The organism is Celeribacter indicus (assembly GCF_000819565.1).
In the GTDB taxonomy this organism is placed as follows: domain Bacteria; phylum Pseudomonadota; class Alphaproteobacteria; order Rhodobacterales; family Rhodobacteraceae; genus Celeribacter; species Celeribacter indicus.
Genome location: NZ_CP004395.1, coordinates 35,553 through 50,264 on the forward strand (window position 1 = coordinate 35,553; position 14,712 = coordinate 50,264).

General features: G+C 59.4%; 11 protein-coding genes. 6 read left to right on the forward strand and 5 right to left on the reverse strand.

Translation table 11 applies throughout. From position 1 onward, the window contains the following. Positions 1–30 precede the first annotated feature (30 nt). On the reverse strand, positions 31–537 hold the full coding sequence (locus P73_RS25810) for a hypothetical protein (RefSeq protein ID WP_139267177.1): 507 nt from the start codon (positions 535–537) through the stop codon (positions 31–33). Between the two features lie 914 nt (positions 538–1,451). On the opposite strand from P73_RS25810, the gene P73_RS22985 reads away from it, so the two are divergent. The 6 genes from P73_RS22985 (at position 1,452) to P73_RS23005 (ending at position 9,738) form a co-directional block, all read left to right on the forward strand. Continuing rightward, the gene (locus tag P73_RS22985) at positions 1,452–2,381 is read left to right on the forward strand and encodes a DUF2493 domain-containing protein (protein WP_043872260.1); all 930 of its coding nucleotides are present in this window, start codon (positions 1,452–1,454) and stop codon (positions 2,379–2,381) included. 102 nt (positions 2,382–2,483) lie between these two features. Continuing rightward, positions 2,484–3,689, forward strand: a complete 1,206-nt coding sequence (locus P73_RS25815; protein WP_139267178.1) for an SH3 domain-containing protein — start codon at positions 2,484–2,486, stop codon at positions 3,687–3,689. Between the two features lie 357 nt (positions 3,690–4,046). Further along, complete coding sequence (locus P73_RS22990) at positions 4,047–4,253, forward strand: hypothetical protein (RefSeq protein ID WP_007120662.1); 207 nt, start codon at positions 4,047–4,049, stop codon at positions 4,251–4,253. A 562-nt stretch (positions 4,254–4,815) separates the two neighbouring features. Further along, complete coding sequence (locus P73_RS22995) at positions 4,816–5,409, forward strand: transposase (RefSeq protein ID WP_043872261.1); 594 nt, start codon at positions 4,816–4,818, stop codon at positions 5,407–5,409. Continuing rightward, the gene (locus P73_RS23000; protein ID WP_043872262.1) at positions 5,396–7,729 is read left to right on the forward strand and encodes a relaxase/mobilization nuclease domain-containing protein; all 2,334 of its coding nucleotides are present in this window, start codon (positions 5,396–5,398) and stop codon (positions 7,727–7,729) included. The genes P73_RS22995 and P73_RS23000 overlap by 14 nt, the downstream gene beginning before the upstream one ends. Before the next feature lie 8 nt (positions 7,730–7,737). After that, a complete protein-coding gene (locus tag P73_RS23005) occupies positions 7,738–9,738 on the forward strand; it encodes a type IV secretory system conjugative DNA transfer family protein (protein WP_043872263.1) in 2,001 nt (666 codons plus the stop codon). A 135-nt stretch (positions 9,739–9,873) separates the two neighbouring features. Here the strand turns inward: P73_RS23005 and P73_RS23010 are convergent, their stop codons facing one another. The 4 genes from P73_RS23010 to P73_RS23015 form a co-directional block, all read right to left on the reverse strand. Continuing rightward, a complete protein-coding gene (locus P73_RS23010; protein WP_043872264.1) occupies positions 9,874–11,001 on the reverse strand; it encodes an SAVED domain-containing protein in 1,128 nt (375 codons plus the stop codon). A gap of 91 nt (positions 11,002–11,092) precedes the next feature. Further along, on the reverse strand, positions 11,093–11,605 hold the full coding sequence (locus P73_RS25275) for a Mov34/MPN/PAD-1 family protein (RefSeq protein WP_074743312.1): 513 nt from the start codon (positions 11,603–11,605) through the stop codon (positions 11,093–11,095). After that, a complete protein-coding gene (locus P73_RS25280; protein ID WP_074743314.1) occupies positions 11,595–13,313 on the reverse strand; it encodes a ThiF family adenylyltransferase in 1,719 nt (572 codons plus the stop codon). Before P73_RS25280 ends, P73_RS25275 begins: the two co-directional genes overlap by 11 nt. Then, on the reverse strand, positions 13,313–14,551 hold the full coding sequence (locus P73_RS23015; RefSeq protein ID WP_052453650.1) for a nucleotidyltransferase domain-containing protein: 1,239 nt from the start codon (positions 14,549–14,551) through the stop codon (positions 13,313–13,315). The genes P73_RS25280 and P73_RS23015 overlap by 1 nt, the downstream gene beginning before the upstream one ends. Positions 14,552–14,712: the final 161 nt, after the last annotated feature.

The following is a 14,712-nucleotide window of genomic DNA, read 5'->3' on the forward strand; positions in this document are numbered from 1 at the left end:
GGTGTCTGGTTTTGTTTGACGATGCTTCCATCAAGGTTGCGAAACCTTCTTGGCAGAATGGCGGAAGATCACGGGCGCGAGACCAGTCTCGGGATCATTTTCGTTGAGGACAATTTTCCAGGACCTAAATACTGCTTCGATGGGTGATCTGTCGGGTTTAGTACCTGCCAGTGGACAGTTGATCTTGTTCCTCATAGGCCCTCGGGACTGAAATGCGCATAAGCCAAAGGCACCGTTCCACATGACGATGTCGCCAATTTCAGGTGAGGCGTAGCTTCCCACTTGGATATCTCCAGCGGGGTCGAGCACCAGTTTCCAGTCTTGGCCATACGAGAGGCAGAGGTCAGGTCTGTGATCTACATAGTGAATACTGAATAGGTCGTCGCCTTGGCCATTCAGTGTCGCGAAGCCAAGGTCTTCATCGAGTTTTACAACAAGCATGGCGAGTTCTGCCCCTCTGCCAAAGTTACAGAGACCGATTTCTCCCACTTCCAAGTCGGCCATTGGCTTGAGATTTGTTGAGAACAGAACTTCCATGATACTACGTTACTTTCTATTTACATGCGGCATCTTGAGTCGATTCTTGAGACCAATTCATCCTACTGGCCGAACGCACGTAGAGAGAACTGACATAGTGCGAATGGTAGCCGACCAACTAACAATGCGTGGCTTACCACCTACCCTCTATTGCCCCTATATCTCACGCCAATGCCTCGGCGGCTAGGTCTGATTCAGCGGATCCAAATCCTCGAGCGGGCGCCGCGTGAGAGGAGGTTGCCAGGTACTTGCGTTAAACAGACTCGCGCAGATCGCAACGAATGACCACAATTCGCCCATCACGTCGAATGCTTGGAAAAGCAATCCTTATAGTCGGCAGCGGCGTCGCCAGCACATCAACCTTAGGCTAAGCCTTGCGGCCTCCCCAGCTCGGCTTCGCGTGTCGCAGGGGAGAACGGCCCTTCGGTCCGTCGCGCATTCGGCCATGCGGCCTCACCGCGGCGTCGCACCCAGGCCCCCGGTTTGCCCGCCTCGCGAGCACGTCCGTCCCCGGCCGCTCCGCCGGATTGCGCTCTGGTCTGTTTTGGCCCGAGGCCAAAACGATCCCGCCGCTCCATCCGTCTCCCGCGTCCGGTCAGGCCGTTTGCCTGCTCGGGTCGGGCAAACCTACCGTCAAAACACACACACATGAGCGCGGAAGCATATCCTCCGGATGGCCCCCAAATCAGCCCGCGTCAAGGATCGCAAAACTTTTCGGCGAGGGCGGCGCCAGTGGTACAGGGCGGTCCCGTGCGTGAGCGCGCGCATGTGTCGGGTGCTGCGCGCGGAAAACTTTTGCGCCCGGCAAGCCGGCGGCTACGCCGTCCCTGACCCGGGCAGATTCGGAAACCAGGCATTCGGCCATGCCCCCACACTCACGTGGTGGCCTTGGAACCGAACACTGGAGACCAGACATGGCTTACGACACTGCAAACACCTACGAGACCATCGAACTTTTCGGACTGACTGAAAAGGACGCGCAGCTGCCGATCCCGGAGGATCACGTTCTGACCGACCACATCGTCCGCGAGAGCTTCGAGGCTTTGCTCGGCCAGCTGCGCGGGACCGGGCTTGAAGCAGAAATCGAACCGCTGGCCCATGGGCTCGCGACGATCCTGCAGCGCCGCAAGGTGGCACTCGGCAAGGAGGTCGACCGCACCGCCGACAAGATCGGCGCGCTGGCAAAATCCCACGACGGATCGGAAATCGCCGAGACCGCGCTCGAAGAGGCGCAGGCGCGCTTTGTGCAACTGCGCGAGATTGTGAGCGCCATCGAGGTGATGAGCGAGGCGGCGGCGGAATGCTACGAGATCGAGACGGGCCACGCTTTCATCCCGGCAGCCGGATCGCGGGCAAGCGTCCGGGCGCAGGAGACCGGGGCAGTCTTCGAGGCACGGCAGCTCCTTGAACAGCACGACCGCGAGACTGCCGAGAAGTCGAAAGTCGAGGGGGTGCCCCTGATCGTCTCAGGCGCCACCGACTGGACCGATGTCGATGTGATCTTCAACACGCTCGACAAGGTTCGCGAACGGATCAAGCAGAACCGCAACCAGGAGATCTTCCTCTGCCACAAGGGTGGCAAGCGCGGGGCAGAGATGATTGCGGCTCGGTGGGCCCGGGCACGCGGGGTCGCGCAGGCGCGCTTTGATCCTCGCTGGTCCGCGCATGGGCGGGCGGCACCGTTCAAGTGCAACGACGAAATGCTCGACGACAAGTTCGCGGCGACGGGGGTTGTCCTCTTCGGCGGCAACGGGGTCGCGCTGAACCTCGGGCAGAAGGCGGAAGCGAAAGGCCTGACGGTCATGCGGGTTGCTGACCCGGCTAAGAGGACTGCGGATACGTGAACATAGAGGGTCGCCTTCGGGCGGCCCTTTCGTCGTTTCTCAAATGTTTGCGAACCTCAGGGGTGTCGCAGCGAACTCCAGCAATGAGTAGAAAAAGTCTGGATGACTGCAACACGGCCAATGTGGTTTTGGGAATGGCTGGATGGTATCTCGATGCAATCACAGCTTAATGTGGCCGTGCGGCAGAAGACATTTGTTGCGCAGCTCAACACCCGAACAGGTTTTTCCTCGATGCCTTTTTCTCCGGAACGCACCAAAGAGATCCAATCACGCATTGATGCGCGTTTGCGGTCCGGGCAGGCAAACGATTGGGAAGTGTCTTTTCTCACAAACATGGCTGAACGGTTTGAGCGTCACGGGACGGAGACTCGCCTGAGCAAAGCTCAGTACGCCAGCCTGCACAAAGTCCTGAAACTGGAAGGGGAAAAACCGGCCCAGACAAGGGCAGCTGCCGACGCCGGCACTTCGAAACCAGCACCAAAGCGCAGCCCCAGAGCCGTTCAGGCGAGACCCCGTTCGATCTCCGTGAGCCGCGCAATCACCGCACCTCGGCGTGCCGTGCGCAAGGCTCAACGCCAAATCATGGTGCCGTTGGTGATCGCTGTCGGGTTCTTCGCGTTGGTTGGATCATTGTTTGAGACGTCGAATTCGCGATCCACACCCTACAGTCCGTCAGCAATTCCCACATCGCAAACGACAAACACCACTTACGTCTATGTGACAGGGACACGTGTCAACCAACGTTCTGAGCCGTCTACCGCGAACGCTGTGATGGGCGTCTTGAGCGAAGGGACTCGCGTCGAAATGCTTCGCGATGAAGGGCAATGGACCCAAATTCGGTCTAACTTGGGAGTGGGCTGGATGTCTTCCAGTTTCCTATCGCCGGTCGCGCCACCTGCAGAGCGACCCGCCTCGCAAGACCGGTCGCTTCGAGCCAGCGATGTGCGGATCATTGATGGTGATACGATTGATATTCGAGGCATGACAGCGAACGTGCGTCTCGTCGGGTTTAACGCGCCTGAGACATGGAGACCATCCTGCACTGCAGAGCGCCAGGTCGGGGAACAGGCAACAGCGCGTCTTGGTCAATTGGTGCGGGGTGCGGCGTTAATTGAGTTTGAGCGCGTGGCCTGTTCCTGCCGGCCCGGGACTGAAGGCACCGATCGATGCAATTTCGGGCGGCTTTGTGGCTCGTTGTTCGTTGACGGTCGGGACGTGGGCAGTACGCTCATTGCTGAAGGTTTGGCCGTGCCATACCGATGTGGCCGCACCAGCTGTCCCCCACCCCCTCAACCCTGGTGCCGATAGCAGGGGCACTCACCCAACACAGACGACGAATCTTCGCGCGCGGCTGAACGCTGACCCGCTGTGTGGTGCGCGTGACGGATCATTATCCAGATGCATTGGATCAGAACGAACCAAGCCACCTCAGACCGGTATCGACGGGTGGGAACGCGACTGCAAAGTGGCGGCACAAAATCGGGTCTCTCCTTTTTGCTCATAGATGTGGATCGCACGGGGTCGGCCCAATCGTGCCCTGCGCTTCGCTCCGGCAAGCACAAATACGGCTTCCACGGCTAGCCGCGGACCCTCGGCATTTGCGCTTGCGACCGGGCCTCTTGCCCCCGTGCCGGGTGATCCCCATCGCAACAAGGAGTAACCCAAATGACCAACCACTACGTCGCCACCGTCCCCGTCAAGTTCACCGACACCGATGGCCAGGAGCGCACCCGTTTTCAGCGCGTGGGCGCGATGTTCCGCAACACCCGCAACGGGGACGGCTCGGAGTTCTTCAGCCTCAAGCTCGACTTCCCGGTCGCGGTCTCGGAGCTGGTGATGTTCCCGCCGAGCGCGAAGGATCCCCAGGACTGAATCCTCTGACGAGGATGGGCCGCCCCGGGACGATCTTGGGGCGGCCCGATCCCTGTTCCAGGGATGCCGTCACCGGCGCGGGTGATCGCCGGCAGCGACCCTTCTTGGTGCCGTTCGCTGCGCGTTCAACGGACGCACTCCCCCCGGAATGATCAGGCCGCGACAGACCGGCCAGTCAGCCTCAAGGGGGCCATCCGCAAAAACCTATCGGCCAAGGCCTCCCGGTTTTTGCGGCAGAGATTTGGCAAGCCAAATCTGGCCCTCCTTGACCCTGCCTGTCCGCCCTGTCGGAGGGGTTTGCGCCCGCCCGCGGTTCCGTCCGAACACATGCGTGTTCGGCCAGAGCCTCGGGCGGTGCTGGGGAAGAGGACCCATTGGACAGGTGGGTCGCCCGGTGGTGAGGGCGGCAGAGCCGCGTCCCTGCGGGCCGCGGGGGAAGCGGACACCAAGGCTGCCTGAGCCTGAATGCGACGTAAGTATATAATTGACAGCTTGGTATATTATCGTAAGGTAGGGGCAGCCTTGGTGGAAGGTGGCAGGAAATAGGGGGTCTTTCTTCCGCATGTCCCGAACAAAACGCCTGACAGAGATCGAGAAGATGCAGATCGTCCGCGAGGCCGCGGAGGGTGTGTCGACGTCCGAGCTGGCTGAGCGTTTCGAGGTCACATCGCGGGCCGTGCGCTACGTCCTGAAAGCTGATGCCGAGCGCCAGGCCGATGCCGCGATCCCGGTCTCAGCAGTCAGTGTGAAGGTCACGGCTGCGGAGCTGGCGGCGCTCGACGAGGTGTTGGCGAAGGCGGGGATCGAGAGCCGGGCCGAGGGGTTGCGGCGGCTCATCCAGGCGGCAGGTGGCGTGTTTGTCCCGGACGCGCAGATGGCGGCTGAGATGGCGCGCTATCGCGCCTCGCTGCACGAGGTCGGCAATGGGGTCGCGCAGATCGCCAAGCAGATGACGCAGGCCAACCGGCGGGGGCAGGGGGCAGGGGGCGGCACGAGTGCCGAGTTCACCGAATTGCGCCTTGCACAGATGCGCGGGCTGGCGCGGTTCATTCTGGATTCCGCTGACGAGATCGACCTGCTGCTGCGGCGTCGGCGCGACGTCATGCAGCTGGAGGCCACGGCCGCGCTGAGGGAGTTTGCCCATGCGGCTGAATGATGCTGTCCATGCCGTCACGGGCGAGGTCTTTCGGGATGGCTGGAGCCGCGTCCGGGGCTCGATGCAAGGGCTGCACGTGGCCAAGCAGACCCAGCTTGTGCGCGCGGCAGCAGGGCATCGGCCGGCGGTCTTCAAGGCAATCCGAAGCGGGGGCACGCACACGAAATCGCAGCTCGCAAACCAGCTCGATTACCTCACGACCAAGTCCACCCATATCGTTGACAGTAGCGGGTTCCTGGATGGCAAAGCGAAGCTCGAGGCGGGTGACATCAAGGACCTGACCGAGCGCTTTGCCAAACGGTGGGATGCGGGCTTCAAGCCCAAGCTGGGCCAGACCACACACATGCTCATGTCCTTCCCCATCGGCACGCGCGGGGAGGATGTGCGCGACATTGCGACGGATGTGGCCGAGCGGTTCTTCCAGACCGACGAGGGGCATTTCGATTACATCATCGCGGTGCATGAGGACCGCGATCACCCGCATGCGCATCTGGTGCTGAACCGCCGCTCGCAAGAAGGCGAGTTCTTCTTCCTCGGCCGCAATCACCGCTTCAACTATGACGACTTCCGCCTCGCCATGGTCGAGGAGGCCGAGAAGTATGGCGTGCGCCTGGAGGCCACGCGCCGGGTGGATCGCGGGGCTGTACATTACCCAGCCCGGACCAGCGAGGTCTACGCCGCGAAAGAAGAGGGGCGGGCACCCCGCGAGCGGGAACGTGTGGGGGCCGACCTGACCCGGACTCTGGCGGAGATCGCCAACACCAGAACCGTCTACCATTCGCTTGCCGCAGAGGCCTCCCGGGAGGCCCGGGAAGACATCGCCGCGGCACTCTTCCGCGCGGGCGAGGTGCTGGCGCATGGCGGACAGATGGACCGAACAGGAGATGTGTATATGGCCGAGGATCAAAGCTTCGAGGATCTGAGAAGCCTCTATGCGGAAAAGCTCGCGCGGGTGCAGGGCATGATCGCCGAGAAGTCTGACGCGGAACGTCCCGTGCTGGAAAAACGTCTCATCGAGATCCAGACGCAGGTCCAGCACATGCAGCCTCTCGGTTTGCGATCATCCACGCTGTCAGAGACCCCCTCGGAGGGCGGGATCTATTCCGAAGCCAATATTGACGCCAGCCAGCGCGAGCGACTGGCCGAGCCCGACCTGAGATCGCGCATTGACGCGGCACTACGGGGCACCGGGATCAGCACATCGGAAGTGGTGGCCCGGATCGAGACGGGCGCCTCAAATGCAGCGCTCGAGCATCAATGGATCGCCAATGATCTCTCCAAAGTGGCTGAGGCGCGCGATCTGAACCTCGAACGCCGCGCCGATCTGGAACAGGCGCGCGACATTCTCAACGATGTGCACGTCGAACTTGGCACGCTCTTGGAGCGGGAGACCGTGCTGCGCCGGGATGGTGTCATGGAAGCGGAACCGGTCAGCGAGCGGTTCCATTATCATGAGGGCGCGGTGCGGGAGATGGAAGGGACAATCCGTCAGGAGATGCGCGCAGACGGCCTGACTGCGCAGCAGATCGAGGACCGGGACTGGGAGGTTGTCTCACGGGCGGAGCGCCGGATCGAGACGGAGCAGCGCACGTATCTCGAAGCACACCGGGACCTGCTCGCACGCCCCGGCGATGTGATCGACCGGTCTGAACCCTACAGGGAGACCATCACCGATGCGGCCCGCGCCAGCGAGATCACCCGCGAGGTCGACCGGATCATGGAGGGACGCGACCTCCGCACGCCTGTTGCAGATGCTGTCACGGATGACTTACGAGCGCGCTATCCGGACATGCCGTCCCATCTCGCCCGTGGGCTCGGCGCGACCTATGCGGCCGTCGTCGAGATACGCGACACGGAGGTCATCAATCAGGTCCGCCGCGAAACCGAGATGCGCGAGGGGCTTGGGGTTGGCCCGCGCGACGCACTCCTCGCAGCCCGCGGTGAAACTGCGCCGCAGTCTGACCGTACCGACCGCCTCGCAGACGAGATTGCGCGTGTTCTGGACCATGAGCGGGCGGGGGAGTTGTCCGCGCCTTTCGAGACCGAGGCGGAGCGGGACGCTTTCCGAACCGAGATCGCGCGGGTGCTGGATGACCGTCAACTTGAGCGGCTCACATCCGGTGATGCCGATGCGCTGGAAAAGGTTCTCGAGGACCGCCTCGACCGGCTCTATGTCGCCAAGGTCTATCTGCAATCCGATGCCGCGACGGCCAATACGGAGGCCTTGCGCCAGGTAGTCGATGATCTTGCCGACACCGAATACGAAAAACACCGCGCGACAGACGTGGATGGCGAGACCGAGCGGGGTCAGGTCCATTGAGCGCCGCCATGGGAAAAGCGCGGATCGCCACGGGCGTCCTGCTTGTGACGCTGGTGACCGGGGCCATGGGCTATACCATCGCCTCGGCGGTGCTGACTTACCAGGATCTCGGCTTCGGCGCCGAGATCGACTTTGCCTATATCGCGCAGAACTATCTGGCGATCCTCGATCGCCGCCCGGAGGACGCCCAACTTATTCACCTGATCGTCGGCAGCTTCGCCGCCGCCGGCCTGATGCTGAGCCTCGCCCTCTCGGGGTCCGCTCTGACACGCTTTGGCCAGACCCATTGGCAGACCGCGCGAGAGATGAAGGCCAATGGCTTCTTCGGGGCGCCCGGGACCGGGTTCATCCTCGGCAAGCTGGGGCCGCCGGGCTCCCGCGCCAACTACATCTGCTCCAAGGTCTTCCCCCATGCGCTGATCGTGGCCCCCACGGGCCGCGGCAAGACCACGGGCTTTGTCATTCCGAACCTGCTGACCTGGCAAGGCTCCGCCGTGACGCTCGATGTGAAGGGCGAATGTTTCGAGGCCACGGCCCGGCACCGCGCCGCCCAAGGCGACAAGGTCTATCGCTTTGCCCCCACCGATTGGGAGGGCAAGCGCACGCATCGTTACAACCCGCTCCTGCGCATCTATGAGTTGAAAGATCCCGCGCGCCAGCAGATGGAATTGCAGCTTCTTGCGACGCTCTTCCTGCAAAGCGACAATGACCGGGTGCAGGGGCTGCTCAAAGGCGGGATCGATCTCTTCGTGGCAGCAGGCCTGTTGGCCTTCCAGCGCAAGCGCCCGACCTTGGGCGAGATCTACCGCATCGCGGCCTCGGGCGGGAACAAGCAGAAGGAGTATTTCGCGCGGGGCCACGAGGTCGACAACAGGGCGGCCAAGCTGATCTTCACGCGGCTGGCTTCGACCAACAACGATACGCTGACGTCTTACGTTTCGCTCCTGATGACCTCGGGGCTCGATCAATGGCAGAACCCCGCGATCGATGAGGCGACGGCGGTGTCGGACTTTGATTTCCGCACGATCCGCAAGAAGCCCTTTTCAGTGTATCTCGTGGTCCAGCCGCTGATGGTGAAGCCGCTCGCGCCGCTGATCCGGCTGTTTTTCTCCGACCTGCTCTCCGCCATGCAGGAAAAGGATCCCGGGCCAGACGAGCCGTGGCCCGTGATGATCATGCTCGACGAGTTCAATCGCCTCGGAAAAATGCCCATCGTGGTCGAGAGCATCGAGACCCTGCGCACCTATCGCGGCCACCTGGCTGTGGTCACGCAAACCATCCCCGCCCTCGATGAAATCTATGGCGAGAACACCCGCCGCGCCCTGCAGGGCAATGCCGGCGTGAAGCTCTACCTGACGCCCTCGGATGAGAAGACCGTCGAGGAGCTGAGCAAGGCGGTCGGCAAGACCACAAAGACCGTGGTCACGCGCTCACAGTCCATCGGCAAGAACCCCTTTGAGGGCCGCAGCCAATCCACACGGACCGAAGAGAGTTCCTTGCTCCCTGAAGATGAGGCGCGCCGTCTGCCCCTCGACGAGATTGTCATGGTGATCGATGCCCAGATGCCGGTCCGGGCAAAGCGGATCCAGTATTTTGATGATCGGCTGTTCAAGGCGATCCACGCGGCACAGACGGGCGAGTTGCCGTTTCCGGAGCCGGGGGGAGGGGGGCTGCAGGGGAACCTGCCGCTCAGTGTGCGCGCCATGCCGATGACGCCGCCGTCGGATGGGCCAGGGGGAACAGAAGCCGATATGGAGAGGGCGAGCCAGGCTGGCGATGGTCAACCGTCAGGCCAAGCCGACGCCGCTCCAAAGAAGACCGCGCCTGTCGTTCAAGCCGTCATCGCCGAGGAACAGCGCCAGATGGAGATGGATTTTGGCAGCAGCGTCGTGGATTCTGAAGCTGCGAGCGTAGCTGATGAGGCGCAGATGCGCTCTGCAGTCGATGGCTTGGACGAAATGGAAGCGATGCTGAGAGAGGAGGATGGTGAAAGGCTGGTTGCGCGATAGGGTGGCGAGGATGGCTTGTCTGGCTGGGCGATGAGCAAACACTTGCCGTGCTAGCTAGAAAATCCTTAAGGTTGGGAGGTCAGCGGCCAATAGCGCGTTGGAATGACGAACCTTCGGCTGACGATTTATGAGGGCCTAAGCACTTACCGTGATTATCGGCTCGAATCCCTTCCCCGGCTTTTGGTCGTAGATGACTAGCGGCAAATCGGCTTTAGGCATTCGTGTGCGGCCAGTTTCGACCGCTGCGGAAACGGGAAGAACCGGAAACATGTTAATAATCGCATCCTCGCCGTGATGGGCTTTGATCTGATCAAAAAGCCTGCGAAGGTGGGCCTTGTAGATTGCAAGATCGTCCTGTCTTCGCATGATGTCGTTGTGAGGATCCTCTGCCGTGATTGACCAGATGGCCGTGTTGTCGCCGAGAACCGAGCGAATTCTCTGATCATCGACGGTCGCACTGAGCGCCAGCTTGAGGGCGACTGGTACGTCTTTCGGCCCAGAATACTCGCCAACTTTGAAATTTATCGACGGCTGGTGGAGTTGCCATTTCCAAGTAGATGGCTCGCGGTGCTTTTGGTGAACAGATACAGGCATGATGTCACCAAGTAATGTACCCAGTTCGATGAGAAGCGGCTGTGGCGCAAGCGCAAACACACTCAACTGTAGAATCTCCTTCTGTTCTATCCGCTCTTTCACCTTGCGTTGGAATTGGCGGTGTAAATGCGCGCTTTGCATGCCCCAAAACTCCGGTTCATCATCCTTGATTTCTGAATTCAGCTCGATGTCGATGGTTCGTCGCTCCGCCGGATGCCTGTCGGGCGGCATAGCGGCAAAAATGGCTTTGGTGGAAACCAAAGAGTCCATTTGGCCGATATTCGCCGCGAAACGGAGCACATGCGCCGCGCGGTCAGCGTCCATATCTGTAACAGTCTCGATCCGCTCTTCGTGCTCGCGCTTCATTGCCACGAGCGTTTCTTCCGGATAGTCGTCCACGTGGTCTACGTCGATTTCCTTGTGATGGACGGGGCACATCAGCATCAGGTTGCTGATGTCGCGGGCGAGGAGTGGCGAACGGACTTTATCACCCCTTGGACCATTATCGCTATCTGCCACAATATGCGCGATGAAACCGAACTTTCCGTCTTCCTTGCCAGCGATTAGATCCCCGACAAGGAGCTTGTTGCATCCTGAAAATTCACATCGACCCGCCGCCAAAGCCCATAATTGGGTCTGAATCTTGGCCGGGATATTTGAACTAGACAATTTTTTGCTCCATTTTGATTAGCGCTACCACAGCGAGTTGCGATTGGATGGTCAGACGAGTAGTCAACCGATTTCCGGCTATCGAATGATGCTAGTGTTCCGACGGTTTCCAACCTTCGCCAAGTCCAGCTTCGGGAACTGCATTCGCAATTATCAGCTGGCCGGTCTCGGGCAATTGGCCACGTTGAAACGTAGTGATAGTCGCCTGAATCGAGGCGTTGCCCATTAGACGGACAATGACCAACGCTGCAAACGAAGGTCCGCTGTTTTCGACCATATCCGTCATCGAGGCCACGTCGATCTCGCTAGGTATTGGTGGGAATGTCGGGTGCGAGTGCCATTCGCCAAGATAGTCAACCCGACCAGCGCGACCACTATTTTCCAGCAAGATCCGATCCATCTGTTGTGAGTGCGGCTCAGGCAAACTATCGAAACGATCTCGTGACCCCGCCTCAAGATCGACGGTGAAACCGACGAGTTCAAATTTTCCCGGAGCTGTCTGTTCTGCAACCAACCACCCGCCGATCTCGCGGTTGCCGCCTTGCTTAAGGTGGATCTGCAGTTTCGCAAGCTGCGAGCGTGGGACTGTGAGGCTAAGCGTCATCTTGTACTCCAAGGTGAGTCATGACGCGTTCAACGCCCTCTTCTGCACAACTTGTGCTGTCTATTACCCATCCGTCGGTAGGACCGAAAATGACCGGATGGGTGTCAAAGGGATGATCAAAGATCCAGCCTTTGCGAAGGCCGATAAAGTATGCAGGTTCCGGATGAACTCTAATCTCCGTTGTTGAAAGGGCGTCTAGGGCATGACGAACCAGCCTGTTGGCAATGACCCCTACGTCGCCGTCAGAGGCGAATAAGGGCTCATCGTCGTCATCACCTTGCACCCCGTAATTGTGTTCGCGGCCCTCTGGCGGTGCCATGCCTTTCTCCTCGCACCATGCTCGCAATTGAGATGCAGCGGTCAGTGGTGGCGGATCTTCAGACGGGATACTTCGTGCAATCAGTCCTCCGAGTCCTCCGGCGTAGACTCGTCCCCAAACGAGAGGTTTACGCTTCTGCGTGCAAATGGCCGCTGCCATTCGAAACACTCCGCTATCAGCCGTCGTATCTATGACGAGATCACAAGTGCTGATGATCTCGCTCAACTGAGCAATATGCTGGACAGCGGATTGAGACGTCAGACTCATTCCCAAGGCACCGACTTTCACTGCCGGATTTATTCGTAGCAATCTGTGCCTAAGCGAAACCGCCTTGTGATGCCCCACATCCATTTCATCGAGTTCGTTTCGAACCAAGTTGTCGGACCAAAGAACGTCATTGTCGAACAAAATGAATTGACCGACGCCTTCGCGCGCAAGACTGGCGGCCACCTTTGATCCCAGCGAGCCTGCACCGATGATGCAGATGCTAGATTCTCGGAACATCTTCCCGTGAACCCGGCGTTCTTTTGCCGTTGGTGGCTCAAAGGTATGAAACAGGTCAATCCTTCGTTTCGACCCGTTGTGGAGAACGCGCAGCAATACCTCTTGCTTGCCATTTGAAATGACGACCAACATGTCGCCGGCGCCTTCTACCCATTTACGGAGCCATGAAGGCAGGTACTGGTACAAGAGCCCCTTCAGTTCCTCGGGCTGCAGATCTGGAATATGCCGAATGTCGGGCAATCGATATAGGACCCCAGGGACCACCCTTCCCCCAAATCCCGCACCATCAATCGGCACGCGCAAGCCAGAGTCCAACCCGATGCTCGCAATGCGAGCAACAAGGACTTCGGAAGCCCCAACCCGGCGCTCCAAAGTTATATGAATATCGGTTGCGTGTCCGGCAAGGCGCAACCTTAACAGGCGGGCGGTGTCAGGCGGTAGCATGAAGCGTCGGGAACACCCCGAGAGCAGCGAGGGTAAGTCGGTAGGATGAGCGCTTTCCACGTCCGAGAAACCATCGTCCTTTGGGGTTGCTTCGAGAAGTGCTTTGGCACTCCTTACCACATCGGCGCTCTTGCAGTCGGGATGCCAGTTATCCGGTCTATACTGGAGGCATAGTTCACCACCCTCGCCGTATTGGTGCTGCGATAAACGGACGGAGCTGTCGGCTGGAAGTACGAATGGTGGCAGATCTGGAAAGAGTGCTGGGAAAACCAGCCGCAATGGAATGCGACGATCACCGGCGAGCAGAACAAACGACCACGTCAGCAGGCCATCGGCGTTCTTGCCGAATTGGGGTTCTTCTAGCCAAGCTGATGCCGCGGCTAGGCTAGCGAGCTCTTCACACTCACGGATTAGCCTCGCCTCGCCGGCTGTGAACTCCATCAACCAAAACCTTTTGGCTCCGTCGGCCTCCGATCCTCACCACCAAAAACGAGACCCGGCGCAGAAGCCCCGGCCGCAGCGGCAGGAGCCACGGACGCCGCACGTGAACCCGCGGATGCCGCTACCCTCGAGCGAACACCTTCAACAAGGGTGCTGCCAAGATTTCGTGACAGTTCATTCAAAACAATATTCGTATCACTGAACTTTTGAACGGCGCCAAAATCTGATCGAGCGGTTTCAAGCCACTCAAAGAAGGATTTTCGACGATCGGGAAAGTCCTTCCACCGATCCGCAAAATTCTCAGAAGGGTCAGTCGGGTTGGCGATCCATGACTCACCATTTCGTTCTTTGACTTCGAGATGCATGTCCTTCAGGATTTTGGCAATTGCATCTGACACCCTTGCTTCGCCTGCGTAGGCATGGGCCGAGAGCGTCGTGAGGATCACACTGATAACCTTCAGCTCCGGATCCCGCTCCGCGAACCACTCATCCCTGTGACGCTTCAAGATCATGATGGCTGACTGGAGAGGTGTTCGCACCCGAAATACCGGGACGTCCTCCACACTCGCTGTCACTTTGCCTTGGGCGTCGAGGAATGCCCTGCGACGCTCATTCAGCTGTTCGATCTGCCTTGACTTGAACCAGGCGGCAAAGCCCCTAGGATTGCTTCGGGGCCAATCATCCGTGATGATACGGTATGTGCTAGTCTTGTCTTTATCGGTGATGGCAATCGCACCTTCCGCAAGCGCCTGATCCGCGAGGTAAGAAGAAAGAACGGCACGCATGTTTGCCTCGTTCGGCACAGCCGGCAATACGTCCATGTGGAATTGCGCACCATCTGCGTAGATCAAGGTGCAGCATCTTCTAGGCTCATCACTTACCTCATTCTTGATCCCTCGCGCATCGCGATACGCCTTGAGCTCAGCCAGCAGAAGAGCGCGCAGATCAGCTTGCGAAATTTGCGCTTTCGTCAGAGACCGGAACGAGACAACGATGTCGAGATCGTAGTCTTCGTCCTTGGATGTCGGCTTGATCGGTGTGCCGAGCGCGAAAGAGCCTTGGATATAGACATCGGGATCATAATCACGAACCTTGGAGTCATCTCGATGCAAAAACTCGCCAAGATCCTTGTAGCGCCTTTCGGCTTGATCGAAGCGATCTTGCGGCACTGCCAATTCTTCCGCAAGTTTCTCAATTGCAACATTATACCCATATCCTACGCCCGCGCTCACATTCATATCAAACCTCTTGTTCACAATCCCACAACTACAAGATGTCCATTTTAAGACTGATTTTCAACGGCTATGCCGAACCAAACGCCTGTCTTTTTTACAAGCAGTTTTGGAAAGTGAACTTGCTACGAATGGCGGCGGTTAGAGCTCCAAGCGGAGCATGAGAG